The 26146-nt window shown below is 51.9% G+C and carries 29 protein-coding genes; 19 read left to right on the plus strand and 10 right to left on the minus strand.

The window, feature by feature from the left end:
* The first annotated feature begins 354 nt into the window (after positions 1-354).
* On the plus strand, positions 355-612 hold the full coding sequence (locus RAHAQ2_RS22330; RefSeq protein WP_014341653.1) for a biofilm/acid-resistance regulator YmgB/AriR: 258 nt from the start codon (positions 355-357) through the stop codon (positions 610-612).
* A 59-nt stretch (positions 613-671) separates the two neighbouring features.
* Here RAHAQ2_RS22330 and RAHAQ2_RS22335 read toward each other — a convergent pair whose 3' ends face one another.
* Entirely contained in the window at positions 672-1529 is an 858-nt protein-coding gene (locus RAHAQ2_RS22335) for an SDR family oxidoreductase (RefSeq protein ID WP_014341654.1), read from the minus strand.
* 114 nt (positions 1530-1643) lie between these two features.
* On the opposite strand from RAHAQ2_RS22335, the gene RAHAQ2_RS22340 reads away from it, so the two are divergent.
* From RAHAQ2_RS22340 to RAHAQ2_RS22365, 6 genes are all read left to right on the plus strand, one after another.
* Entirely contained in the window at positions 1644-2060 is a 417-nt protein-coding gene (locus RAHAQ2_RS22340; RefSeq protein WP_014341655.1) for a winged helix-turn-helix transcriptional regulator, read from the plus strand.
* Between the two features lie 118 nt (positions 2061-2178).
* The gene (locus tag RAHAQ2_RS22345) at positions 2179-2745 is read left to right on the plus strand and encodes an antibiotic biosynthesis monooxygenase (protein ID WP_014341656.1); all 567 of its coding nucleotides are present in this window, start codon (positions 2179-2181) and stop codon (positions 2743-2745) included.
* Positions 2746-2759: 14 nt separating this feature from the next.
* A complete protein-coding gene (locus RAHAQ2_RS22350; RefSeq protein WP_014341657.1) occupies positions 2760-4640 on the plus strand; it encodes an amidohydrolase in 1881 nt (626 codons plus the stop codon).
* A gap of 129 nt (positions 4641-4769) precedes the next feature.
* A complete protein-coding gene (gene gcvA, locus RAHAQ2_RS22355) occupies positions 4770-5675 on the plus strand; it encodes a transcriptional regulator GcvA (RefSeq protein ID WP_037041145.1) in 906 nt (301 codons plus the stop codon).
* A 75-nt stretch (positions 5676-5750) separates the two neighbouring features.
* Positions 5751-6578 (plus strand): DMT family transporter, encoded by an 828-nt coding sequence (locus tag RAHAQ2_RS22360; RefSeq protein WP_014341659.1) that lies wholly within the window; start codon positions 5751-5753, stop codon positions 6576-6578.
* A 20-nt stretch (positions 6579-6598) separates the two neighbouring features.
* The gene (locus RAHAQ2_RS22365; protein ID WP_014341660.1) at positions 6599-7489 is read left to right on the plus strand and encodes an oxidoreductase; all 891 of its coding nucleotides are present in this window, start codon (positions 6599-6601) and stop codon (positions 7487-7489) included.
* A gap of 64 nt (positions 7490-7553) precedes the next feature.
* On the opposite strand, the gene chbG is transcribed toward RAHAQ2_RS22365, so the two are convergent.
* The 6 genes from chbG to RAHAQ2_RS22395 all read right to left on the minus strand — a co-directional run bounded on the left by chbG (position 7554) and on the right by RAHAQ2_RS22395 (position 12825).
* A complete protein-coding gene (gene chbG, locus RAHAQ2_RS22370) occupies positions 7554-8312 on the minus strand; it encodes a chitin disaccharide deacetylase (protein ID WP_014341661.1) in 759 nt (252 codons plus the stop codon).
* A gap of 45 nt (positions 8313-8357) precedes the next feature.
* Positions 8358-9701 (minus strand): 6-phospho-beta-glucosidase, encoded by a 1344-nt coding sequence (locus RAHAQ2_RS22375; protein ID WP_014341662.1) that lies wholly within the window; start codon positions 9699-9701, stop codon positions 8358-8360.
* A gap of 60 nt (positions 9702-9761) precedes the next feature.
* A complete protein-coding gene (gene chbR, locus RAHAQ2_RS22380; protein WP_014341663.1) occupies positions 9762-10598 on the minus strand; it encodes a transcriptional regulator ChbR in 837 nt (278 codons plus the stop codon).
* 14 nt (positions 10599-10612) lie between these two features.
* Positions 10613-10960 carry a PTS N,N'-diacetylchitobiose transporter subunit IIA gene (gene chbA / locus RAHAQ2_RS22385; protein ID WP_014341664.1) on the minus strand — a complete coding sequence of 116 codons (348 nt, stop codon included), beginning with the start codon at positions 10958-10960 and terminating at the stop codon, positions 10613-10615.
* Positions 10961-11023: 63 nt separating this feature from the next.
* On the minus strand, positions 11024-12382 hold the full coding sequence (chbC, locus tag RAHAQ2_RS22390) for a PTS N,N'-diacetylchitobiose transporter subunit IIC (protein WP_014341665.1): 1359 nt from the start codon (positions 12380-12382) through the stop codon (positions 11024-11026).
* A 122-nt stretch (positions 12383-12504) separates the two neighbouring features.
* Complete coding sequence (locus RAHAQ2_RS22395) at positions 12505-12825, minus strand: PTS sugar transporter subunit IIB (protein WP_014341666.1); 321 nt, start codon at positions 12823-12825, stop codon at positions 12505-12507.
* Positions 12826-13183: 358 nt separating this feature from the next.
* Here RAHAQ2_RS22395 and RAHAQ2_RS22400 point away from each other — a divergent pair, with 358 nt between their 5' ends.
* From RAHAQ2_RS22400 to RAHAQ2_RS22415, 4 genes are all read left to right on the plus strand, one after another.
* On the plus strand, positions 13184-14206 hold the full coding sequence (locus RAHAQ2_RS22400; protein WP_049796165.1) for a LacI family DNA-binding transcriptional regulator: 1023 nt from the start codon (positions 13184-13186) through the stop codon (positions 14204-14206).
* Between the two features lie 527 nt (positions 14207-14733).
* Entirely contained in the window at positions 14734-15459 is a 726-nt protein-coding gene (locus tag RAHAQ2_RS22405; RefSeq protein WP_014341668.1) for a gluconate 2-dehydrogenase subunit 3 family protein, read from the plus strand.
* 45 nt (positions 15460-15504) lie between these two features.
* The gene (locus tag RAHAQ2_RS22410; protein ID WP_014341669.1) at positions 15505-17274 is read left to right on the plus strand and encodes a GMC family oxidoreductase; all 1770 of its coding nucleotides are present in this window, start codon (positions 15505-15507) and stop codon (positions 17272-17274) included.
* 15 nt (positions 17275-17289) lie between these two features.
* The gene (locus RAHAQ2_RS22415; protein ID WP_014341670.1) at positions 17290-18561 is read left to right on the plus strand and encodes a c-type cytochrome; all 1272 of its coding nucleotides are present in this window, start codon (positions 17290-17292) and stop codon (positions 18559-18561) included.
* Between the two features lie 56 nt (positions 18562-18617).
* Here the strand turns inward: RAHAQ2_RS22415 and RAHAQ2_RS22420 are convergent, their stop codons facing one another.
* Entirely contained in the window at positions 18618-19007 is a 390-nt protein-coding gene (locus tag RAHAQ2_RS22420; protein WP_014341671.1) for a hypothetical protein, read from the minus strand.
* Positions 19004-20392 carry an MFS transporter gene (locus RAHAQ2_RS22425; RefSeq protein ID WP_014341672.1) on the minus strand — a complete coding sequence of 463 codons (1389 nt, stop codon included), beginning with the start codon at positions 20390-20392 and terminating at the stop codon, positions 19004-19006. The genes RAHAQ2_RS22420 and RAHAQ2_RS22425 overlap by 4 nt, the downstream gene beginning before the upstream one ends.
* Positions 20393-20508: 116 nt before the next feature.
* Here RAHAQ2_RS22425 and RAHAQ2_RS22430 point away from each other — a divergent pair, with 116 nt between their 5' ends.
* The 6 genes from RAHAQ2_RS22430 (at position 20509) to RAHAQ2_RS22455 (ending at position 23552) form a co-directional block, all read left to right on the plus strand.
* Positions 20509-21423, plus strand: coding sequence for a LysR family transcriptional regulator (locus RAHAQ2_RS22430; RefSeq protein WP_014341673.1), 915 nt, complete (start codon positions 20509-20511; stop codon positions 21421-21423).
* A gap of 28 nt (positions 21424-21451) precedes the next feature.
* A complete protein-coding gene (locus RAHAQ2_RS22435) occupies positions 21452-21994 on the plus strand; it encodes a GNAT family N-acetyltransferase (protein ID WP_014341674.1) in 543 nt (180 codons plus the stop codon).
* Positions 21995-22162: 168 nt separating this feature from the next.
* Positions 22163-22402 (plus strand): regulatory protein YcgZ, encoded by a 240-nt coding sequence (gene ycgZ / locus RAHAQ2_RS22440; protein ID WP_014341675.1) that lies wholly within the window; start codon positions 22163-22165, stop codon positions 22400-22402.
* 183 nt (positions 22403-22585) lie between these two features.
* The gene (locus RAHAQ2_RS25290; RefSeq protein ID WP_014341676.1) at positions 22586-22879 is read left to right on the plus strand and encodes a hypothetical protein; all 294 of its coding nucleotides are present in this window, start codon (positions 22586-22588) and stop codon (positions 22877-22879) included.
* Entirely contained in the window at positions 22860-23195 is a 336-nt protein-coding gene (locus RAHAQ2_RS22450) for a biofilm development regulator YmgB/AriR family protein (RefSeq protein WP_086935305.1), read from the plus strand. Before RAHAQ2_RS25290 ends, RAHAQ2_RS22450 begins: the two co-directional genes overlap by 20 nt.
* A gap of 99 nt (positions 23196-23294) precedes the next feature.
* Complete coding sequence (locus tag RAHAQ2_RS22455; protein WP_014341678.1) at positions 23295-23552, plus strand: biofilm development regulator YmgB/AriR family protein; 258 nt, start codon at positions 23295-23297, stop codon at positions 23550-23552.
* A gap of 111 nt (positions 23553-23663) precedes the next feature.
* Here the strand turns inward: RAHAQ2_RS22455 and RAHAQ2_RS22460 are convergent, their stop codons facing one another.
* On the minus strand, positions 23664-24905 hold the full coding sequence (locus RAHAQ2_RS22460; protein ID WP_014341679.1) for a diguanylate phosphodiesterase: 1242 nt from the start codon (positions 24903-24905) through the stop codon (positions 23664-23666).
* Between the two features lie 203 nt (positions 24906-25108).
* Here RAHAQ2_RS22460 and tehB point away from each other — a divergent pair, with 203 nt between their 5' ends.
* Positions 25109-25708: a tellurite resistance methyltransferase TehB gene (tehB, locus tag RAHAQ2_RS22465; protein ID WP_014341680.1), complete on the plus strand. Its 600-nt coding sequence runs from the start codon at positions 25109-25111 to the stop codon at positions 25706-25708.
* Between the two features lie 82 nt (positions 25709-25790).
* The gene (locus RAHAQ2_RS22470; RefSeq protein ID WP_014341681.1) at positions 25791-26063 is read left to right on the plus strand and encodes an ElaB/YgaM/YqjD family protein; all 273 of its coding nucleotides are present in this window, start codon (positions 25791-25793) and stop codon (positions 26061-26063) included.
* Positions 26064-26146: the final 83 nt, after the last annotated feature.

Genomic DNA, 26146 nt, shown 5'->3' on the forward strand with positions numbered 1-26146 from the left:
GCGCCGGAGAGATGAACTATTTGTGCTTTTTTTTCGATTGCTAGCAACTAAATTTAAGATATTTCGCAGCCATACCTGTACAGATTCGCAATCTTTGTATAACTTTCTGTTACCCCTGCTTCATCATTAGTCCGTCTATTACGGGCGTATTCAGCCTGACCTTTGGAAGAAAAATTGGATTTCCCTTCTTCCAAAGGTTTTTTTCATGGCTGGAGTTTTCGTGATGTGCAACGCAACGAGCAGATGAGTCAGGGCCGGAAATTGTGAAGAAAAACTTCACAATACTTTTTTTCCTGACTGGCAATAGGCACTTTTCACTAAGACAAATCCGCTGAAAAGTTTGAGGAGGTCTACATGCAAATCGAAGCAGAACAAACAGTTACAGAAATCAGTGATTATTTAAATGCGCGGGAAACGCCGACATTAAGCGAAGTTGAGATCCTCGGGACCCTTGTTTCAGGACTTCTCGCCAGCCACTATCCGGTGAGCAATAAGGCCATCATTCAAGGTCTGGTGCGTCAGCTGGAACAGGAGACCAACATCAGTAATCAGCAGGCTTGCCGTAACTTGCTGGAACTGGTGCTGCTTTCTACGCAAGACGATGTGATTTAAAAAATATTACCGGCCTGTTAAATATGATGTTAACAGGCCGGAGCGTAATAACTGTTTTGTTAAAGCGTTTTCAGCGTTGCGGCGATCACATCTTTAACAGGCGTGGTCGGGCGACCAATCAGTTTGCTCAATGTATGAGAATCATCAAACAAGCCGCCTTTCCCTGCACCCGCATCAGAATCCGCCAGCATATTCGCCAGTCCTTCCGGTAACCCGGCACCAAGCAGCGCTTTAGCAAATTCCGCTTCCGGCAGGTTGATGTAATCGACTTTTTTACCGGACTGACGGGCAATTTCAGCAGTGAATTCGGTCAGGGTGTAGGCATCATCTCCGGCCAGTTCATAGATTTTACCGGCCTGATTTTCCTGCGTCAGCACGGCCGCAGCGGCTTCAGCGTAATCCTGACGCGCCGCGGAAGAAATTTTTCCTTCGCCGACGGAACCAATAAACGCGTTATGCGCCAGTGCCGGGGCGATACTCGCCGCATAGTTTTCGGTGTACCAGCCGTTACGCAACAGCACGAAGGGCACGCCAGATTCGCTTAATGCTTTTTCGGTCGCACGGTGTTCAACACCCAGTCCCAGCGGACTTTTGTCTGCATGAAGCAGGCTGGTGTAAGCCAGCAGTTTCACACCTGCGCGTTTTGCTGCGTCGATGACCGCATTATGTTGTGCTTCACGCTGACCGACTTCACTGGAAGAAATCAGCAGCAGTTTTTCGACGCCTTTAAAAGCAGAATCCAGGGTAGCGGGCTGGCTGTAATCAGCCTGACGCACTTCAATACCCAGATCTGCCAGATCCTGGGCTTTTTGCGGATTACGCACCGCAGCAATAATCTGATTTGCAGGTACTTTTTTCAGCAGTGCGGCAATAACAAGGCGGCCTAACTGGCCGGTAGCACCGGTAATGGCGATCATAGGGGTTTCTCCAAAAAAGTATTCAATTTATGCTTTAAAGACGCTAAAAGCGTCGCCGTAAACACATCCTATGCGATACACTAACTTTACGTAAGTACATACCCAAAGGTTAGTATGAAAATAATTTCCTCTGAGCAACCCGCTGAACGTTTGCCACTCTCCGAACAAATCCGCCGGGGCGAAGTCCTGAATCCCAACTGCCCGTCGCGCGAAATCCTGCGCCACATCACCAGCCGCTGGGGATTACTGATCCTGATCGCGCTCAGTGATAACACTCTGCGCTTTAGCGAACTGCGCCGCAAAGTCGGGGGAGTCAGCGAAAAAATGCTGGCGCAAACTTTACAGTCTCTCGAAGAAGACGGTTTCATCGACCGCCGTTCTTATCCGGTGGTGCCGCCGCATGTGGAATATTCTCTGACCCCGCTCGGCATCGAAGTCAAAGATCAGGTTGCCGGACTCGCCGACTGGCTGGAATCGAATCTGCATCGTGTTATGAAACAGCGTAGCTTGCGTATCGCAGGCACGCAGTAATTAACAAAAAAACTTAACAAGTCCGCAAAAATTCTCACCTATCATTGATTCAACCCACCGACTAACATCATTTCATTGATTCGATAAAACCTTTTATTTTAATCAGCTGAGGTGATGTATGTCCCCGTCCCAGACCCACAAGCAACATGTCACGCTCGTTATTACCCATAAGATTGCGCCAGCCAGCGAAGCGCAATACGAAGCCTGGCTGAATAAAATTATGCCGCAGGCCAGTACTTTTCCGGGGCATCTGGGCGTCAACGTCATCCGCCCGAGCCGCAGCGGCGATGCTTACACTATTCTGGTGCGTTTCGACACGCTGGAAAATCTCAACGCCTGGCACAACTCGGATCTGCGTAAACAACTGGTGGCAGAAGTCAGTCCGCTGTTGTTGCAAAACGACAATACCGAAGTGCGCCCTGGTGCCGAATTCTGGTTCACCCCGCCGAATGCGAATGTCCGTCCGCCAGCCCGCTGGAAACAGTATCTGCTGACCTTGGGCGTGATTTACCCATCGACTCACCTTGTGCCCTGGTTTTGGGGGCAGTTTTTGCCACAGCTTAAAGGCACCGAAGGCGGTCATTTACTCAATGACGCCACAGTCGTCGGGCTGGTGGTTTTCCTCTGGATGCCGATCGTTACACGCGTATTTCATTCATGGCTGACGCGCTCTTCCGCGCAATAACAGGAGATTTTCCAATGAATTCAATAAATAATGTTGCTTCACTGATCCTGCTTAACGGCAAATTCCATACCGTTGACAGAGAAAAACCGCTGGCAAACGCCGTCGCAATCAAAGACGGTAAATTTCTGGCTGTCGGCACCGAAAATGAAGTGATGCAATTTGCAGATGCACAGACGCAGGTGGTGGATTTGCACGGTCATACCGCCATTCCCGGCCTGAACGACTCGCACCTGCATCTGATCCGTGGCGGTCTGAATTACAATCTGGAACTGCGCTGGGAAGGCGTGCCTTCGCTGGCTGATGCCCTGCGGATGCTGAAAGAGCAGGCGCTGCGCACACCAAGCCCGCAATGGGTACGCGTGGTCGGCGGCTGGACAGAATTCCAGTTTGCCGAACGCCGCATGCCGACGCTCGATGAAATTAACCAGGCCGCGCCCGATACGCCGGTGTTTATCCTCCATTTGTATGACCGTGCCCTGCTCAACCGCGCCGCACTCAACGTGGTCGGCTATACCAAAGACACGCCAAATCCTCCGGGCGGGGAAATTCAGCGTGACAGCAATGGTAATCCGACCGGCATGCTGATCGCCAAACCGAACGCGATGATCTTGTATTCCACGCTGGCAAAAGGCCCGAAACTGCCGCTGGAACAGCAGGTGAATTCCACCCGCCAGTTTATGCGTGAGCTGAACCGCCTTGGCCTCACCAGCGCTATAGACGCGGGTGGCGGCTTCCAGAATTATCCTGAGGATTATCAGATCATTGATGAGCTGCATCAGAAAAATCAGCTGACAGTACGCATTGCCTACAACCTGTTTACTCAGCGTCCGCAACATGAACTTGAAGATTTTGAGTTATGGACCGATATGCTCAAACCCGGCCAGGGCACCGATTTCTACCGTCATAACGGCGCAGGTGAGATGCTGGTATTTTCAGCCGCAGACTTTGAAGACTTCCTGCAACCGCGTCCGGATTTACCACCGGGAACTGAGGTCGAACTTGAGCGCGTGGTGCGTCATCTGGTAGAGCACCGCTGGCCGTTCCGCCTGCATGCCACGTATGACGAGTCGATCAGCCGGATGCTGGACGTCTTTGAGAAAGTGAACAGCGATATTCCGTTCAACGGGTTGCACTGGTTCTTTGACCACGCGGAAACCATTACCGAACGCAACATCGAGCGCGTCAAAGCGCTGGGCGGCGGCATTGCGGTACAGCACCGTATGGCGTTCCAGGGGGAATATTTCGCTGACCGTTACGGTATCGAGGCCACCAAACATACGCCGCCGGTGGCGAAAATGTTGTCTGCGGGTGTGCCGGTCGGGCTGGGCACCGATGCGACCCGTGTGGCCAGTTACAACCCGTGGACCGCGCTGTACTGGCTGGTTTCCGGCCGCACCGTCGGCGGCATGGCGATGTACGATGACGATGCCCGCATTGACCGCGAAACCGCGCTGATGTTGTGGACGCAAGGCAGCTCCTGGTTCTCCAGCGAACAGGGCAAGAAAGGTCAGATCAAAATCGGGCAACTGGCCGATCTGGCGGTGCTTTCTGAAGATTTCTTCAGCGTGCCGGAAGAACGTATCAAAGGAATCGAATCGGTGATGACCGTAGTCGATGGCAAAGTGGTCTATGCTGCAGGCAGCTTCTCGCCTCTCGCACCGCCCGCTATTCCTGTGCTGCCGGACTGGTCGCCGGTCACCACGGTGCCAGGGCATTACCGCTCTGCACCGCCGCAAGGTGCAGCACGTGTCGGGCTGGTTCGTCAGGGGCATCAGTGCGTCGGCCCGTGCGGTGTGCATAAACACAGCCATGACATTGCCCGCGGTTCCGATGTGCCGGTGTCCGATGACAACGCCTTCTGGGGTGCCTTAGGATGTTCGTGCTTCTCATTCTGATCCTTTGAGAACGACATAAAAATGGCCTGCATGGCAGGTAATGCAGGCCATTCTTTCTTTTATCGTATCTTTTGCACAGGCCCCGGCTTACTCTGTTATGAGCATTAGCTCATTAACAGGAACACAATGATGCGTGATCTCCCTCCTACAACCACACTGCGCACTTTTGAAGTGGTCACCCGCCACACCACGTTTACCTCAGCCGCAGAAGAGCTGTTTATTACGCAAAGTGCGGTCAGCCACCAGTTGAAAAAACTGGAAGAGATCTGGGGTCTGCAGCTTTTTCAGCGTGGTAAAACCCTGAGCCTGACGCCTGCCGGTGCGGCGCTCGCCCCGCTGGTGCGGGAATTCTTTAGCAAACTCGAAACCACACTTGCCGATCTGCGTGAACAAAAAGGACGGGTGCGGTTGCGTGTCAGCACCACCTATTCTTTCGCGTTAAAGTGGTTGTTACCGCGCCTGCCGGAATTAGCCCGTTTGCATCCAGAGATACTGGTCACGCTGGAAAGCACGGATAAAGCCATTCACTTCGCCAGCGCAGATTCCGATGTGGCGATCCGCTTCGGACACGGCAATTATGCCGCGCTGCATACAGAGTTTATGTTCCGCGAACAATTATTCCCGGTTGCCAGCCCCGCATTCTTAGCCAGTTTTGGTACCCCTTCTGAACCCGCTGAACTGTTGCGCTTTCCGCTGCTGACGCGTGACGGGGCAGATCTGGTCCCCAAATGGGATGCCTGGTTTAAGCAGGTCGGGGTAAATACCGATGTACTGCACGAAAGTGTGCGCTTCGCCGACACAAATATGACGATTGAAGCCGCGTTACTGGGTCAGGGTATTGCGCTGGCGCGCAGCGGACACGTTGAAAAAGAAATCCGTGATGGCAGTCTGGTCAGGCTCTTTGACGTCAATTTTCCCTCTCCGGCCGCTTATTACTTTGTCTGTCCGGAAGGCATCGAAAGCCAGCCGCACATCATGGAATTCCGTAACTGGCTGCTGGCCGAATCACAACAGGCGCAGCTCAGCTACCGTTAGAGTATGAGCCATTGCTCATACCACGATGACAACACTTCACTGTTAATCCGGGCACGGGCTGTTTAGCATCAGCACATGCCCGCTCATATTATTTTACTGACGCTACTCGCCGCCCTGCTGCATGCCAGCTGGAATGCCTTATTGCGCGGCGGTACTGACCGGTTATGGTCGATGACCATCATGTGCGTGGCAATTGCGTTGAGCTGCGTCGCCATCGCGCCGTTTCTGCCACTCCCTGAGCGGGAGAGCGTGAAGTATGCGATGTTATCTGCCTTGCTGCATGTGGGTTATAACCTGTGTTTAATACGCAGTTATCAGAGCGGGGATCTCGGGCAAACCTACCCGATTGCGCGCGGTTCTTCGCCGCTGATGGTGACCTGTGGCGCGGCCCTGTTCGCCGGAGAAAAGATCGCCTTTAACACGTTTGTCGGCATCGCGCTGATTTCTGGTGGCATTCTGATGCTTGCCTTGGGAAGACGCAGACCGGCGATGCCGGGGCTGAAATATACCCTGGCCACCGGCGCTTTTATTGCGGCATACAGCGTAGTGGATGGCATAGGCGTGCGCGTCTCCGGCAATTCGTTTTCCTATACCGTGTGGATGAGCATGTTATGGGGGGCGCTGATGCCAGCGCTGTATATCATCCTGCGCGACACGAAAAGTTTACTGCGCTGGCGGCCCGGTTTACTCAGTGCGGCAGCAGGCGGTGTGGTATCGCTGCTGGCTTACGGCATGATCATTTATGCCATGACGGCCGCGCCGATGGGCGCCGTCTCCGCGCTGCGTGAAACCAGCGTGTTGTTTGCCGCAGTCCTGGGTTATCTGTTTCTTGGTGAAACACTCACACTGAGAAAAATGCTGGCGTGTGCGGTGATTGCCACCGGCACACTGTTGATAGGTTAATCAAATCAGGAGAACCCGATATGTCTGACCGCCCTGCTACTGCTCTGTTAGGTCCCGGTGCAATTGGCACGACCATCGCCGCGGTACTGCATGAAGTTAACCGCACGCCGCTGCTTTGCGGGCGCACTGCGCACCCGCAATTAATTCTGCATCATGATGACGGCGAGATTGTGGTGCCAGGTCCGGTATTGAACAATCCGTCGGCGGCCGACCGTCCGTTCGGTCTGGTTTTTGTCGCGGTGAAAACCACGCAGGTGGCTGACAGCGCTGACTGGCTGGCCGCATTGTGCGATGAAAATACCATTGTCTGTGCGCTGCAAAACGGCGTTGAACAGAAAACGCTGCTGGAACCTTACGTCAACGGGGCAACGGTGGTGCCTTCCGTCGTATGGTTCCCGGCACAGCGTGAGCCGGATGCCTCCGTCCGGCTGCGCGCAAAACCGCGTCTGACCTTGCCGGATGTGCCACAGGCAAAACGGATCGCTGATGCACTCAGCGGCACGCGCTGCGCGGTTGAATTATCATCCGACTTCCTCTCGATTGCATGGCGCAAACTGCTGCAAAATGCGGTCGCGGGTCTGATGGTTCTCGCAAACCGCCGTGCGGGGATGTTCTCACGCGGGGATATCACGCAACTGGCACTGGCTTATCTGCATGAGTGTCTGACTGTCGCTCGGGCGGAAGGTGCGGTACTCAGCGATAGCGTTGCACAAGAGATCGTTGACGGTTTTCATCGTGCTCCTGCGGATTTAGGCACCTCGATTCTCGCCGATCGCCAGGCTAACCGCCCGCTGGAGTGGGATATACGCAACGGCGTCGTGCAGCGTTCTGGTCACGCAAAGGGTATTCCTACGCCGGTTAGCGACATTCTGGTTCCGCTGCTGGCGGCAGGGAGTGAGGGGCCGGGCTGACGCTGACGCCCACAAAAAGGCCGCCGCGAACCTGATGCCCGCGGCAGCCTTTGCGTATTACGGCTTATAAATCCTTAAACGATCCCAGCCGGAATCCGCGCTCGGCGATCGCGGCTTTGAGCGAAGCCGATGTCAGTACATCCAGCTCCGCCAGGCGCGGAGTGCAATATTTGCTTGCCAGAATGGTGTTATCAATAAACGACGGATGGGTCATGATTTCAAGCGTTCGGTCACCGCGCTGCGTGGCGTTGTCCAGCGTTTGCAGAAACAGGGCGTCTGAAATCGCCTCTCCGTAGAAACTGCTGTCGAAACCGTCGGTACTCTTCGCACCGCGCAGCGCAATGTCACGCCTGCGGATTTCGTTACGGTCAATGCGTACAGGAATGCCCTGATCTTTCGCGAACGCTTCCACGATCGGGAAAATCTGCGGGAACATATGCACATGATGATGACTGTCGAGATGCGTCGGCAGGCGACCAAACACCGCCACGAAACGGTCAAACTGGCATTGCAGTTCCTGCGCGATTTCATCCAGCGGCAGCGTGCCCTGCTCCGCCATTTCCCAGATCCACTTGCCCAGTTCCCCGTCACGAACCAGACCCGGCATCGGCGACAACGGACGCCCGAGTGTCAGCACAAAATGCATGCCGACCGCCAGTTCAGGGTGTGCGGCGCTGAGAACCGCCGCGTGTTCCGTGGTCGCCATGTTGACCATCGCCGTGGTTGAGGTGACAACGCCGTTGTTAAACGCCTCAATAATCCCGTAGTTCTGCGCCTTGCACAGCCCGAAATCATCGGCGTTTACGATCAGTAATTTATCCATAAGCCTCCCTGTGAAAGCCTCCCCGTCACCGGGAAGGCCGTGGGGTTATTTCAGTGTGGCGATGGTTTCTGCAAAATTCGGCAGCAACTTTTCATGTGCCAGCAACATTTCTCGCGCCAGTATCTCGGCATCTTTATCGGAATGGATCAGTGGGCTAAGATTCATCGCCAGCAGCACATCATTGAATTCACCGCTCAGTGCGGCCTCGCTCGCGGCAATCTCAAACCCTTTGATGGTGTAAATCAGGCCCAGCACTTTTTCGTCAAAATGCGTGATACGCGGGTGTGGTTTTGCACCGTCGCGCCCGATGGTGCAGGTCATTTCCACCGCCCAGTCAGCCGGGATGTTATCAATATGGCCATTGTGCGGGAAATTGACGTACTGCTCGGTTTGTTTATCGTTGTAAATGGCGCTGATCACTTCGCAGGCCGCGTCGGAATAATAGGCTCCGCCGCGCAATTCCAGTTCTTTCGGTTTGACGTTCAGATCAGGATTTTTGTACAGATCGAACAGCTGTTTTTCAACCTTCTGCACAACCGTAGCGCGCGCGCCGCCTTTGTAGAATTCGCCCATTTCAATCGCCAGCATCTCTTTCTGCTTAAAGTAATACAGCAGATAAGAACACGGCAGCAGATTCAGGGAGCGGATCAGGCCTTCGCTGAATGGCAAATCAAAGATATTTTTCACCGAACCGGCCGTCAGTGTGCCGGACGCGACACCATCAAGCAGCTCGGCGAAACGTGATTCGCCGTTGACCAGGACATCTTTGATAAACACCATGTGGTTCAGGCCAAACAGGTCGATGGACAACTCTTCCTGCGGCGTCAGCTTCAGCACATCCTGAATAAACATTTTCATGCCCACCGGGATGTTACATACGCCAATGAATTTCTTAAATTTGGTGTGGCGGAATACCGCTTCCGTCACCATGCCCGCCGGGTTGGTGAAGTTTATCACCCAGGCGTCGGGGCAGATCTCCTCGACATCCCGGATGATGTCAAAAATCACCGGGATCGTCCGCAGCCCTTTGAACAAGCCGCCTGCCCCGTTGGTTTCCTGCCCGAGATAACCGTGGCTCAGCGGGATGCGTTCATCCAGTTCGCGCGCTTTTAGCTGACCAACGCGCAGTTGCGTGGTGACGAAATCGGCATCCGCCAATGCTTCGCGGCGATCCAGCGTTTTATGCATCACAATCGGCACGCCTGCGCGTTCCACCATACGCTGGCAAAGATTGAAAATAATATCCTGTTTCTCTTTACCGGCTTCCACATCGACCAGCCATAATTCAGTAATCGGCAATTCGTCGTAACGTTTAATAAAACCTTCCAGTAATTCCGGGGTATAACTACTTCCGCCACCGATAGTGACAACTTTCAGTTTGTTACGCATAGGAACTCCCGTGCAATAATAATGCACTGCAAATTTAAACAGAGAAATAAATGGTTCGCGTTAATTAATACTGCACAACTTCTTCCGGTAATGATTCGGGGTAAAAGAAGTCAGTTTTTTAAAGTTTTTAATAAACATGCTCGGACTGCTGTAGCCGGATTCAAACGCAATATCCGTGACCGAGTAATTGGTGATCTCCAGCTGTTTCTTGGCAAAATCTATGCGAATTTCATTAATAATCTGCATCGGCGTTTTGCCATAATGTCGCTGCGTGGCGCGGCTGAGATATTCCTGCGATTTACCGGAAAGCGCCACCATATTCGTTAATGCTTTGTCACCAAACTGCGCTTTATCATGCATCTTCTCGATGGCATTTTTAAGCCAGCCTGGCGCATCGGTGGTAATTTCTGACTCTCTGTGATGATGTAAACGGTTCACAATATAAAACGTCACCATTTCCAGAAATTCATTAAATTCCCCGTTCCTGAAATTAAGAGAAGCGATCACAGATTCTATATAAGCCAGAAATTCAGTCTTAATCTGATAAACCTGTGACGCCACGAAGCGGGGTGGCAGTAAAGATAAATAATGTTGCTCGAAGAACGCTTTGCTGATCCCGACATTAAGTATCCGCGTCGCACCAAATTCATAAAAGCTTTGGTGGTTGGATCCCAGCGGGATAAAGACAAAGTCGCCACGCTCTAACAATACCCGTTTACCGTTGACGTTCTGGTAATACCGGCCGGTCAGCACCACTGTAAATTCGTAGTAATCGTGTTCATGCAGCCCGGAAATGCTTTCTACTTTGTTGTAGATGAACATGTGGAAATTCTGACCGTCGAAGAGTTGATTTTCGCGCGCTGTCTTGATTTCCATGCTCAGTACCGGTGGTTGCATTATGGCTTCCTACGTTATTTTATTTTCTCATGAAGCTCAATGAGTTCAGCAATCAGTTCGCGGGCCAGCATTGATGTCATCAGATGGTCTTGCGCATGCACCAGCACCAGGCTGACTTTGGTTTTCCCTTCGCCCTGATCGTCTTCAATCAGTTTGGTCTGCACCAGATGCGCTTCATTGAGCGCCATTTTTGACTGCGCCATCACCGCGTACGCCTGCTCAAAATCCCCTTCTTTGGCTTTCCTGAGCGCCGCATAAGCCAGGCTGCGCGCTTGTCCGGAGTTAATGATCAACCCCATCACCACTTCTTCGAGATCCTGCATTTCACTTTCAGTTTCAACAATGCTGTCTAAATCCATCATTTCTGTCTCTCCGTGATTGGCCGGATGACGGCGGGAAACTTGTCCTGCCGCCTTCCGTTCAGATTAAAATTTCAGTGCGGCTGCAATGTCTTCTTCACTTTCTTCTTCTTCAATAATCGTCTGCGCTTTGTTAGATAAGATCACAAATGGCATATACACCAGCGTGGCAATGCCCAGGTTAAACAACGCGACGAGCAGTGCAGCGATGCTGCCGTTACTGTTAAAGAAGGCCCCAAGCCCGGTCGGCATGGTCCACGGCGCCAGATTCGTGACCGGAGGGATAATGCCCATGCTGTACGCCGCGAGTGTGATGGCAGCCAGAATCGGCTGGACCAGCACGAACGGGATAAACATCACCGGGTTCATGATAATCGGCAGACCAAACAGGATCGGTTCGTTAATCTGGAAGATGCCTGACGGGAGTGCCAGCTTCGCCACCTGACGATGATCGGCACGGCGTGAAGCGATAAAGATGGCGATGATAAGTCCGAGGGTGGCACCGGAACCGCCCAGCATGATGTAGGAATCCAGCATCGGTTTGGCCCAGAAGTGGAAGGTTTTCCCCGCCTCAACCGCCGCACTCACGGAACCGTATTCGGTATACAGCGCGATGTTTTCAAGCGCCCACGGGGTCATGATGCCGTTGTCGAGTGCAGTTAGCGCCAGCGAACCGTGCACACCAAAGAACCACAACAGGGAGTTGAAAATCACATACGCCCAGCCTACCACGCTGCCCATTGCCGCCAGAGGTTTGGAAATAGAATCCATAATAATCTGGTGGAAGTTGTGGCCATATAATCCGAGTAACCAGGAAATAACCCCGAAGATAAACAGAATAATAAAACCCGGAATTAATGCCGAGAAGGAACGGGAAACAGAAGACGGCACACTCGCCGGCAAGGTAATCACCCAGTTGCGGCGAATAACAAAGGTGAACATTTCCGCGACCACCAGACCTATCACCATACCGGAAATAATATTCGCCCCGCCCAGCCAGTTTGCCCCCACGGCATAGGCTTCACCAACGCTGTATGGCGTCACGGTCATAAAGGCTGCAACGGCTAATAAACCGGCGGACAGCGGATCCACTTTACGTTCTTCCGCTAATGCCATGCCGATAAAGAACGGTGCCATCAGCGACATAATACCGAGCGTACCGTTATAAACATTAATACCGATAGTTTTAAGGCCCGTCAGTGTGTCGATCGTTGACGGGTCTAAACGCACACCTAAAGAATAAAAGAAAGAACCGGCCCCAAAATTCAGGAACACGTTATTAATTAAAACGAACATAGCGCCCGCGAGGGTCAGCGGCATTAATTTGATGAAGCCATTTTTAATGGCGTTAATATGCGCTTGTTTACCTATTTTGACGGCAAAAGGAAGAAGTATCTTTTCAAGTGAATCAATGGCTTTGCTCATGGGCATTTTCCTTTAATGCCGCCTTCCGGCGGCCAGGGATGAAATTCGCTCTTTGACTGGATTTCTCTTTGACATAAAAATACAAAAAATGGGTAATGCAAAAGTTGACGCTAAACGTTAATTCACTGCGCTGCTGCTTTTTTGATCGCCGCGACTGCCGCTTTCAATACACCGAGTCCATCAATTTTGCCGTAGAGGCCAGAATCAATCACTTCTACCGGTTTTCCAGGTAACACTTTTTTAATTTCATCCAGCATGTAGGCAATTTGCGGCCCCAGCAGGATAACATCGGCACCCGCGCCTTTTTCGGCGGCCAGCGTTTCAGGAAATGCTTCAATAATGACCGGCACTTCATATTTCTCAGCCTGCACTTTCATTTTAGAAACCAGCAGGGAGGTCGACATTCCGGCGGAACAAAACAAATAGATGACTTTCTTTTCCATGTTGAAACCCTCATATCCCGATAAATTGCAGCTCAGGCAACGGTTGTTCCTTCACCTGTGAGAATGTGCTCAGAGCAAATACATGAAGATGACCCATTGTCTCTGCTTGAGAGGAGTATACGGCAACACTTTTGTACAGGATAATTCCTAACTAATAGAAATCGTCTCTCCTTGACCATCCCCTATGACTCCCTTCACGTTTTGGGCAAATAATTCGTGAGGATAAATAAGTTAAGGACGCACGCTCACGCAACAAGTAGTTAACATTTACACTTACCTAAACCGGGGACAATATGAGAAACTGACAATGATTGCGCAAACATTACTATTTTAATGCCAGAACTCAGTGGTCAACACGTTGAATAATAAAATAAATACTCAAAAAGGCCGTTCCCGCACGGCCACGCTCGAGGATGTCGCACAGGCGGCCGGTCTCTCCCCGATGACCGTCAGCCGCGCCTTAAACAATCCCAAAGTTGTGCGCCCGGCGACCATTGCCCGCGTGATGGAAGCCGTAAACAGCACCGGTTACATTCCTAATATGCTCGCCGGCGGGCTGGCGACCCGTCGCACTAAACTCATCGCCGTCGTGGTGCCGCAGATCAACAACAACATGTTTGTCGATACCGTTCAGGCAATCAGCGACCAACTCGCGGCGCGGGGTTATCACATGCTGTTGTGTATTGTCGGCTATGAACCGGAAGACGAAACCGATATTGTCGCCACTCTGCTTTCACGCCGACCGGACGGGATTGTGCTGACCGGCATTCATCACACCTCAGAACTGAAAAGAATCATTCTGAACGCCAATGTTCCGGTGGTAGAAATCTGGGATCTGACACCCACGCCGATTGATATGCTGATTGGCTTCTCGCACGAAAAAGTGGGCAATGCCATCGGTGACTATTTCCTCGGCAAAGGCTTTACGCGCTTTGGTTTTATCTGTGCGTCGGATCGTCGCGCAATGGTGCGCAAAAACGGTGCCATCAGTGTGTTAAGGACGCTCGCCGGGCACGATATTAAAGAAGTGATCGTCTCGCGTCCGGCCAATATGGAAGTCGGGCGCCATGCACTCAGGCAACTGCTTGCCACCGGTGAGCGTTTCGACGCCATCATTTGCAGTTCTGACACGCTGGCGCAAGGCGCCATTATGGAAGCCGAGGCACAGGGTTTAAGCGTCCCGGATGATTTCTCGGTGATAGGTTTTGCGGATCTGAATTTTGCCGCCCACAACCGCCCGGCGATAACCACAGTCAGCGTTGAAAAATGGGATTTAGGCATCCGCGCGGCGGATATGCTGGCGGATAAAATTGAAGGCATCGCGGTTGAAGAGCCGATTGTCGATATGGGTTACCGGCTGGTGATTCGTGAGTCGGCTTAGGGTCCGCGCACATTTCAGCTTATGTTTTTGACCCTCATTTCGCAGGTGAGAGAAGACATCGAGCCGTTGTTTGCATTTAAGTTTTGCTCCTCCCCTTCGCAGGGGAGGGAGTTGTTCGCGTAATTAATTCAACTTTATATTTCTCCCGGTAATAAATAACCCCAGCAATTGAAACTCATTCTTATTTGTTAGAAATGTTAGCTAACATTCACAACAACTAATAACAGAAAGTTTCCGTGAGGAATTATATTGATCTAAATTCGACCAACAAAATTATGAAGAATATTTTGATAAACAATGCTATTTTCCCTCGTCCATACACAATAAAAAAACATCGACATATCATTGATTTTACTCTGTTTTAAATCAAATTAAACCTGTCAAAATCCTTAATACATTTCCCACCTCATAGTTCATGTGGAATTTATTCATTTATTTTAGATGTAGCAGTGATATTATAATTTTGTACCCAAAAATAATAACAATTAACCCAAACTTAACATCAGGCATGTGAGAGTCGTAATTCTATGCTCCTTCAAAAAAAAACAACCCGTCGCAAGTTTTTACTTGGGTCGCTGATGGCTTTGCCGGTCGGCACCATTATGATGAAAGGGATGTCAGCGGCACAAGCTGCGGAAATGGCTGCCCCTGATTTACTCGATTATAAACCGATATTTTTCAGTGCCGATGAGTGGCAGTTTATTATGGCCGCCGCTGACCGTCTGATCCCCGCAGGCGGTAAAGGCAAAGCACCGGGCGCACTCGAAACCAATGTGCCTATTTTTATCGATCAGCAAATGCACGGCGATTTCGGTGAAGAAATCTACATGCAGGGCCCGTTCAACGTGCATGCTCCGGCCACGATGGGATACCAGATCCCTTTCCGTCCGCAGCAAATCTACAAAACCGGCATTCGCCTGGCGAACAGCTGGTGTCAGCAAAATCATCAGAAAGCCTTCCATGAACTCGCCGATCAGGACAAAGACAACGTTCTGACGCAGCTTCAGAAAAACGGTATCCACTTTGCGGATCTTGGTGAAGAAAACCTCGTGGCTTCGCAATTCTTCAGTGAACTGCTTTCAGATACCAAACACGGCTATCTGGCAGACCCGATCTACGGCGGAAACAAAGGGATGAAGGCGTGGATCGCCATCGGCTTCCCCGGCGCACGTGCCAGTTTCACCGAGTGGGTTAAGCAGCATAACGTCCCGTATCCGCTGGGGCCTGTGAGCCTGCAGGGCGCGCGCGCCTGAGTGCCCCGCCCTATTACCGTTTTCTGATGACTGACAGGATTAAAGATGGCAAAAGTAACTAAACCAGAAGTCGACGTCGTGGTTGTCGGCCTCGGCTGGGCTGGCTCGCTGATGAGTATCGAGCTGGCGATGGCAGGTCTGACTGTCCGCGCGCTCGAACGTGGCGGCGATCGTGGCTACGAAGAATTTGCTTACCCAAAACCGGCGGATGAATATGCCTACGCGGTACGCAATAAAGTCATGGCGACCCCGGCAGAAGCCGCCGTCACCGTGCGTTATAACATGAGTGAAACTGCCCTGCCGACCCGTAAATGGGGCGCATTTGCGCCGGGGACCGGCGTGGGGGGTTCCGGTCTGCACTGGACGGCGGTATTGATTCGCCCGACGCCGACCGACTTAAAACTCAAAACTTACGCTGACGAAGCCTATAAACCGGGCATCTTGCAGGAAGACATGCGGATCATGGATTTCCCGTTCTCCTGGGATGAAATTGAGCCGTATTACACCAAGTTTGAGCACATCTGCGGTCAGTCCGGTAAAACCGGTAACCTGCGCGGTCAGATTATGGAAGGCGGGGATCCGTTCGAAGGACCACGCTCCGAACCGTATCCGCTGCCTGCGCTGGAAGATACGCTTAACAGCAGCATGTTTGCTGAAGTCACCAAAAAGATGGGCTATCACCCGTTCCCGAACCCGTCAGCCTGCGTGTCCCGCGCCTGGACCAACCCGTACGGCAACCAGATCGCGCCGTGTAACTACTGCGGTTATTGCAGTAAATATCCGTGCCTGAACTACTCGAAAGCCTCGCCGCAGACTGCGGTCATGGACGCACTGAAACGGATGGATAACTTCTCCTATGAAGTCCATGCCAACGTGCTGAAAGTCGAACTGCATGACGACAAGAAAACCGCCAAAGGCGTGATCTACATGGATGCAGACGGCAACGAGTGCTTCCAGCCGGCGAAAATCGTGGTGCTGAGCAGCTTCCAGTTCTGCAATGTGCGCCTGATGCTGCTGTCCGGGATCGGTAAGCCTTACAATCCGATCACTGAAGAAGGCGCGATTGGCCGTAACTATGCGTTCCTCAGTAACGGCGGCTCGACGCTGTTCTTCAAGGACAAAAACTTCAATCCGTTCGCTACCGCAGGCGCCACCGGCCAGATGTTCAACGACATCTCTCCGGGCAACTTCGATGGCCCATCTTTAGGCTTTATCGGCGGCGCGAAAATCCACAGTTCGCAGGCCACCGGCACGCCAATCAGCACCTCGCTGCCAAAAGGCACGCCTGCATGGGGCACCGGCTGGAAAGAAGGCATGGAAGAATGGTATGGCCATTCGATGAAAATCAGCATCACCACCACCTGCCAGTCTTACCGCGATATCTATCTGGATCTCGATCCGAATTATAAAGATGAATATGGCTATCCGCTGCTGCGCATGACCTTCGACTGGAAACAGAACGAACTCAAATTGCAGCAATATCTGAAAGGTATCGTCGGCAATATCACTAAAGAGCTCAACCCGGACAGCTACAGCGAAAGCTTCCTGCCGATGGACGCGCACTTTGACCTGACCAAATACGTTTCCACGCACAACGTGGGCGGCGCGGTGATGGGCGACAACCCGAAAACTTCTGCGCTGAACAAGTTCCTGCAAAGCTGGGATGTACATAACGTCTTTGTGCCGGGCGGCAATGCCTTCCCGCAAAACTTCCAGGCTAATCCGACCGATACCATTGGTGCGATCACCCTGATGGCGGCGCAGGCCATTAAAGATCAGTACCTGAAAAACCCCGGTCCACTGGTTCAGGCATAAGCGGAGATGAACAGGATGAAACTCAAAAGTTTATTTATCGCTAATGCCTTGCTGCTGGGTGCAGGTTTTATGGCGAATGCGCAGGCTGTCACAAATGCGCAGCCCGACAACGCCGCGCTCATTAAACAGGGCGAATACGTGGCGCGTCTGGGCGACTGCGGTGCCTGTCATACCGTGGCGGGTAAACCGGCGTTTTCCGGCGGGCTGGCAATCAACTCGAATCTTGGCACCATTTATTCGACCAACATTACACCGGATAAAGACCACGGCATTAGCGGTTATAGCGAAGCTCAGTTCTCGGATGCGGTGCGCAAAGGCGTTCTGCCGGACGGCACCCGTTTGTATCCGGCGATGCCTTACCCTGATTACGCCAAAATTAACGATGAGGATATGCACGCGCTCTACGTTTACTTTATGCAGGGCGTAAAACCGAGCGCGGAACAACCGCCTGAAACGGATCTGAGCTTCCCGTTCAGCCAGCGCTGGGGGATGCGTTTCTGGAACTGGGCGTTCGCGTCTGACAAACCATTCCAGCCGATCGGCGGCGCATCTGCGCAGGTTAATCGCGGGGCGTATCTGGTAGAGAGCCTCGGGCATTGCGGCAGTTGCCATACCCCGCGCGGTTTCGGCATGAACGAAAAGGCGCTGGACAGCAGCGACGCTGATTTCCTGGCAGGCGGCAGCCTGAATAACTGGGATGTGCCTTCACTGCGCGGCGTGGCGCACTGGAACGAACAGGAAATCGTCGATTATCTGGGCAAAGGGCGTAATGACAAAGCGGCAGTGGGCGGCGAAATGACGTCTGTGGTGGAAAACAGTACCGCACACATGACCGATGACGACCTCAAAGCCATCGCGGCCTACATCAAGTTCCTCGGTGGCAACCCGCCGGTTCCGGCAGAAGACACGCAGAAAGTCAGTGCGACCGAAGCCAGACTGACGGCGGCGAAAAACCTCAGCGAAGGCGAGCGTTTGTATCTGGATAACTGCGGTGCCTGCCACTTTGTGACCGGCAAAGGCGCACCGGGCGTGTTCCCGCAACTCGATCAGGCAACGATTGTGAATGCCAAAGACCCGACCGGGTTGATCCACACCATCCTTGCGGGCGCTCAGCAACCCTCCACCGCGCGGGCACCGTCCACGCTGGTGATGCCGGGCTTTGCCAGCCGTCTGACTGACGAAGAAGCGGCGCAGTTGTCGACCTTTATCCGTCAGGGCTGGAGCAATAATGCACCGGCGGTCACGGCGAAAGACGTCAGCGAAGTCAGAAAAACTCTGACGAAGTAATCACTTTTGCAGGCTCAAACGGCTTTCCTCGCGGAAGGCCGTTTTTTTAAAGGCGATCAGGCGGCTGGCGTTTCATGCAAATGACGCCACAGAATTTTCCCTTCTGCATTCACCACAAATACCACCGTCGAATAACGCAGCGTTACCGGCTGACCAGGCAACTGCTGGCGTTCCTGATACGCGACTACCGCGCCTTTTTCACTTTCAGCAATCACCACCGGCTTTTCGACCTCAATCTTCAGCCCGCTTTTCGCGCCCCGCTGCGCCCTGAAAAAAGCACACAATGCCGGATGATCCAGCCGGTGGCCGGTGATAGTTACCATCGAATAAGCCGGACTAAACCGCGCCAGCAGTTCATCACAAACCTGCCCAGGTGCAGCGGAGTCTGAGAACCAGCGCTGAATTAACACATGCGCATCAAACACTTCTTTCACAAAACGATTCATCTTCTTTCCTTTTGAAGTTCCTGCTGATGCCGTTCCTGCACAATGTCACGGCCCGGCAACCCCAGACACAGCATGACCGGAACAATAACGCTGGCGGATGCAAAAATGAACGCCAGCCTGAACGCAGATTGCGGAAGGTAAATCTGCAACATATTGAGCAGCACGCTGACCAGCGTCACGCCAAGACAAAAACTCAGCTGCCGGTTGATGTTCCACAGCGCGCTGGCGTCGGCCAGTCGTTGAGTACCGATATGCAAAAATGCGGCACTTTGCGCCGTACTGCTGCACAAACTGCTGCCCGCGCCCATCAGCGTGAAGGCGGTGACCGCCAGCCACGGTTGCGCGGGGAATACGCTGAGCAGCGCCAGCAAGCCAATACCTGCACCCTGAATCAGGCAGCCGGGAATGAACAGCGCCCGCGGCCCGATCCGGTTAAACATTTTGCCGGTAAAACTGATGGCAGCAAACGACGCCAGCGACCACGGCACCATCAACCCGCCCGATTGGGTCGCTGAGAAATGGTGAACATTTTGCAGATACAGCATGGCAATCAGGCTGACGCCGGTGAACACACCCGGAATACACTGATAGATCAGCATACTGACGCGTAACAGCGGGTCTTTGATGAGAGACAGATCCAGCAAAGGATTGGGATTTTTTTGCGATGCCCGCACAAACATCATCATCAGCCCTGCACCCGCCAGCAATAACGCGCTGCCGCTCAGCCATTCCCTGTTATCCCCTAAACGGGTCAGGCCGCACAGCACCAGCGTCAGTCCGCTGTTCAGCAACACAAATCCCTTCAGGTCCAATTTCCCCGTTGGTTCACGCGGCGTTTCCGGCAGCCAGCAAAGTGCCAGCATCCAGGCCAGTAACGCCAGTGGCAGGCTGGCAATAAACACCCAGCGCCAGCTGAAACTGTCCACGATAATGCCACCGATCGCCGGAGAAAGTGCCGGTGCCAGCAACCCGACCAGCATGATCACCGCTGAGAGCCGGGCACGTTCATGGCTGCGGTAAAGCGCGTAGGTCATCGTTTGCCCGAGCGGGATCAGCAACCCGCCGCCCAGCCCCTGCACTATCCGCCAGCCAGTCAGCGCAGTCAGGCTTCCGGCGATGCCCGCACCGAGCGATGCGAGCATAAAAATTGTCAGCGAGAGGATAAAAACCCGACGCGCACCAAAACGCTCCGCCAGCCATCGGCTCAGCGGGATCACCAACGTCAGCCCCAGAATATAGCCGGTACTGACCCACGCCAGTGCGCTGACCGGTGCCTGAAACTCCCGCGCAATGCCGGGATACGCCACATTGGCGATAAACATGTTGATCAGATCAACGAAAAATCCGAGCAAATACACTGCGGCAACCCGCGCCCTGTGGCTCATCTGTACTTCATCCGCTCATGGGTAAAGGCGGGCAATGTAACGGAGAAGTTCTTACGGATAAACGGACGCGGCGCAGTTACACTGTCAAAATAATTTTGACAGTAAGGATGAATGAGATGCTGAATTTGCAGCGGCTGGAGATTTTCGTCGCGGTGGTTAACGCAGGCAGTTTTACCGGCGGAGCAGCCTCGCTCGGGCTGACCAAAGCGGTAGTCAGTTTCAATGTTAAGCAACTGGAAAGTGAAACCGGCGTCGCACTGCTGACCCGCAGCACCCGGCGGCTGGCGCTGACGGGATCAGGTGAACGCTTTTATCAACGCTGTCAGAATTTATTGCAGGAAGCTGAATCGGTGCTCGACGACGTGCGTCGTGATCACGGTGGCCTGAGCGGTCAGTTGCGGATCACCAGTACGCCGGAATACGGCGCGCGCGTGGTGGTTCCGGCGCTGGCGGCATTTTGTGTCCTGCATCCGCAACTGAGGATCCAGCACGTTGCCTCTTCACACCATGACGACCTGATCGCCGGACGTTTTGATCTGGCGATCCGCCTCGGCCAGCTCACCGACTCCAGCCATCATGCCGCCGCACTCGGGCGTTTCGGTATAATGCCGGTGGCTTCTCCGGCCTTTTTGCGTGAACAGGCTAACATCAGTACGCTGGATCAGCTGGCCGCAAGCCGGTGGATCGCCCACAGCCGCCTGCCGTTACCCATGAACTGGCCGGTCACTGATGCTCAGGGAAAACAAAACCCGTTTCGCGTAACGACTCCGCCCGCCATTGTGGCCGACAGTGCCTCGGCGTTGTTAGCCTTTGCGCTGGCAGGCGCAGGTGTCGCCCTGCTGCCGGACTGGCTGGTGCAGCCGGAAATCGACGGGCAGCGTTTATGTCATTTGCTGCCCGATCATCGGTTTGCGCCACAGGGCATTTTCGCCCTGTATCCCCACACCCGCCACGTACCGGAAAAGGTGCGAAGATTTATTGATTTTATGCAAAGCAGGCTGGCGGAGCTCCCTGCGCGAGCTAAGATTTAACTCAGCTGACGTGAGGAAACCCTTCATTATGATTATCGAAACATCGCGGTTGCTGTTGCGGCCTGTTACGGCTGAGGATATTCACGCATTTTTTGCTATTTACGGCGATCCGCAAACGAATCTGTTTAACCCGCGCGGGCCATTACCAGACATCGCGGCGGCGCAGGAAAAACTGAACGGCTGGCTGGGGGAATGGCAGGAAAACGGTTACGGGCACTGGGCCATTGCGCACAATCATCAACCGGATCATATTATCGGTTTCGGCGGCCTGGGTATCCGCGAAGGCTACGAAAATCATCGTGTGTTTCTCGGCTATCGTTTTGCGACAACGGCATGGGGAAAGGGGCTGGCGACGGAGTTTGCCAGCGCAGTGCTCAACATTGGTTTTAAGAAACTGGGCATACCACGAATTTCGGCTACCGTGCGGGAAAATCATCTGGCTTCACAGCGCGTTCTGGAGAAAATCGGTATGCAGAAAGTGGGCTTCGAGGGCGATCCGGTGCATGGCACGGGCAGTTACCTTTACCGGCAGACCGGCCAGCGTGCAGTCAGCGACTCATCGCTCAGCTGACATATGGCCATCCTGCAAAGACTTCACCGACCTGAGACCGGAAAATTTTGTGCTTCAGGAATTGCTAACTTTTTTCCAAAAATACCTGTACAACTTTCTATATCTTGTATAACTTTATAGTCACACAGGCAATCATTACTCACACATCTATTAACATAAGGGTTAATTATGCGTCAGAACAGGCACAACGGAATGTCTCCGGACACGTCTCATTCCTTATATAGCCAGGTCTTTTCTGAAGAGGAAACCCTGGGGCGCGTTGTGGTTGAAATTCTTGAGGCAGGAAAGAACCTCAATCGCAAAGCTTTATGTTCAAAACTTTTAAATCGTGTTGAAGCGGCTGGCAGTGAAGAAGAGGAAAAGCATTATATGAAGCTTATCCGTCTGGTGCTTGAGCGTGATTCATGATCCATCCTGATTAAGATCGTAGTGCAACGATTGGCTTCATAGCATTTCAGTTCGACATATTATGCGGGCTTGTTTAATTCATCGCCTACCCAATTTTATGCCTGAAGGCAAAAGGTATTCACTCGGAACCTGAAGCTAATCTGCCCAAGACCTTTGACCGGCATATATTCAGAGGCTGCTAATATGTATAGAAGTAATGAAGAAAGACTCACTGATAAGCTGATAGGCGAGGCCGTAATTTCCTTGCTTAAATCGAAGAGTCCAATTTCGACTGACAGACTCATTGCGCAATTACAGTTTATGGCTGCAAGTGCTGACAGTATAAATCGAAAAACTGCCTGCGAGCAGATTATTAATGAGATCCGCCATGATCTGGCTGATAAGCGTGCGCGGATCACCTACGAAGTGCGGGATGTCGACAATGTGCGACACTTTTTCAATGCTGAAGGGCCGTCCGATGATAAGAAAAGTCATTGATTCATCAGAGAGTCATATGCTGAATTCCAGCGATTCGATGAAATCAAACTCATCCCAGCCAATGACAGACTCTGTTGGTAATTCAGAAGATTACAGCTATTTTAACCATACAGGTGAACTGTTTTTGAGTGAAACCGAAGTGTTGGGTGCCGCTATCCGTGCCATTTTGGCCGAAAAAGGTAAAGTGACAAATAAAGCCATTATATTACACCTGATTACACAGCTTGAATGCACCTCTGATGTGGTGCAGTTGGATATTCTGCGTAGTGCGCTGGAAATGGTGGTAGGTATGACGCCCCCTGATTCCGGCGTCTGATCCCGGCTGATCAGGTTTATTATTTTTAATAGCTTCATGTTCATTTTTAATGACTGAATGTGGACTCTTTCATAAACAACAAGTGCGGAGGGTATCAAAATGCAAGATGTGTCTTATACTCATGTCAAACTGGCTGATTATATTCTGACAGAAGACCCTGAGCTTCTTATCGGCAATGAAACTGTCATCCGTATTTATAATAATTTAAAAAATCAGAAAGAATATGTTACCCATAAAGATATTATTCTTTGTCTGATTCAGAAAATTGAGCAGGAAAGTGATTCGGGTAAACAGGATGTCTACCTCGAGGCACTTGAATACGTCGTATACCGCACTCCTGACGATGATATAGCCTAATATATCGCCTGCATGACGTTACCGCTTTACGAATCAGTCGGACAACTATTTTATAGTTTTCCGACTGATTTATTTAATCTTACCGAGAATGTTTTATCAGATACCGGATAGTTAAAGATTTTGATGGCTTAACGGGTATTCCTGCTTAACTTCCGGCCACGCGACAACCGGTGCTCCATTTAGCCTTGGCGAAGCAAACAGCGATCCCTGGAAATTACATACCCCGGCGGCATCGAGCCACATCCATTCTTCTGGTTTTTCAACACCTGTTGCGATAACCGATATTTCCAGAGAAGAACAAAATCTGATAATGGCCTGAACAATGGCCTGTTTGGGTCCGCTGGTATGAATGTCACAAATCATATTGCGGTCAATCATAATCTTTTCAGGCTGGCATTGCGTCAGCAGCAACAATCCCGCTGATCCTGCACCGAAATCATCAATCGCCAGGCGCATTCCTGAGGCTTTAAGCTGTTGCAACGCTGTGACGAAATTATCCTCGCGGGTCACGACGCCGTTCTCTGTGATGGCCACGACAATCTGTTCGGGTACCAGACCATGAGCAGTAATCTCATGAACCAAAAAACCGATAGCATCAGGCACCCTGACTAATGTCATAGGCAACAGTTTGATTGTCAGCGTTTTGTCGCTAATCCCTGTCTTTTGTGCCAGCGCAAAGGCCAGTTTTTTGGATTTCAAATCAGCGTCATAAATATTTTTTCCGGAAAGCGCAGAAAAATATTCCATCGCAGAACCGCCACCGGGACCACACAGTCTGGCCTCGTAAGAGATAATCTCACGACTCAGCGGATCAACAATGGGCTGAAACGTGAAGCTGTAATCCTTCATCTCAGGAAAGATAAATCCGGCTTCAGGTTTAAGTGACTCATCTGCGATAAAAGACCAGGAATCCGCCGGAAGAATTTCGAGATAATTTTCCTTTTCGCGAGCCTGTACAAAAGTGCACAAAAACTGAAGCGCACGGTCCTCATAGGTAAGCCGGTATCTGGACGTTCCTTTATCCAGAACGGCCTGGAGGACAACATCCTCGTGATGGTGCCTGAGATCAAAAAGTTCCATCCCCACATTGCCGAAGCGGCGCGAGGGCGCGTAATCACGCATGAGAACAACGACATTGTTGTGCCGTGGATCGCTGCAAATCTCGCTATAAATAGCATCGACGGCCTCTTCCGGCCCTTCCAGCAACTGGAAAAAGTGCATTCCGTCAAAAAGTAAAATGCCGGTAATACTGTTGCGTTCGTTCTTAATGTTAGCCCGCGACACCATCTCTTCGAGAGAAGCAGGCGAGACAGCGTCACTAATGTGGCTGCGATAGACGAGGGTTAAAAGCATGAAGATATTCCAGGCAGGCTGCAGTTATAAACGCCACGATAACAGAAATTTTATTTACGGAAAAATCTCAATTGATTATCTTTCCTGACATATTGAGATAAAAATACTGCGTTGCTCAGACCCCTGACCATTAAGAGTAATAGCGCGGTTGCCGTTTTGGAGGATAATCGCTGACAGTCGATTCACTTTCAGGAAACCAGGGCATGACTCAGCAACCCGCACCAGAAGATTTTTATACCGAAAAATACGGTCTGACCCGTACCCACTCAGAAATCATCAACGCAGTACAGTATGTTCAGCCAGGCAAAGCGCTGGATTTAGGCTGTGGCAGCGGGCGAAATTCGCTGTATCTCAATCTGAAAGGATTTGATGTGACGGGCTGGGATAACAACGCCATGAGCGTCGCAAAAGTGAATGATATTATTGCGGCGCAATCCCTGACCCACATCCATATCAGCGAAGCTGATTTGAACACGCACCGTTTCAGCGGTGAATATGATTTTATCTTTTCGACCGTCGTCATGATGTTTCTGCAACGCGACAGCATTCCGCACATTATTGAAGATATGCACGCGGCCACCAAAACGGGCGGTTATAACCTGATTGTGGCCGCCATGGACAGCCCGGATTATCCGTGCCCGCTGCCCTTCCCGTTCACATTTAAACCGGCAGAATTACGTGATTACTATCGCGACTGGGAGATTGTGAAATACAACGAAGAGGTCGGCGAACTGCATAAACGTGATGAAAACGGTGATCGTTACAAGCTGCGTTTTGCGACGCTGCTGGCAAGAAAAGTCTGATATCCATCCGCCCTGTGCAGGCAAACCCTGCATGCCCTGACTTTTCGACTAAACTTAAATTCCACCCAAAAAGGAGCACGATATGTCATCACAAGACTTTGATAAAGATCCTAACCGTGTGGAAGGTAAAGTAGAAAACACGGTTAATGAGTTTGCCGGTGAAGCGCAGAAGCAATTTGGAGATTTTGTTGACTCTCCAAAACATCAGCTGAAAGGTGCTGCACGCAAATACTCCGCGCAGGCGAATGAAGTTGTTTCTGACGTGGCGGATAAAATCAAAGAAAATCCGCTGTCGGGATTGATTGCTGCCGGTGCGATTGGCGTGGTTCTGGGGCTGCTTTTAGGCCGCAAATAACTGACCGGGAGAAAACAGATTTCTCCTACACAAATGATTCACAAAAAGAGGGTATGATCTTGTCTTCTGTAGCAATCTACAGA

The sequence above is a fragment of the Rahnella aquatilis CIP 78.65 = ATCC 33071 genome (assembly GCF_000241955.1).
Classification (GTDB): Bacteria; Pseudomonadota; Gammaproteobacteria; order Enterobacterales; family Enterobacteriaceae; genus Rahnella; species Rahnella aquatilis.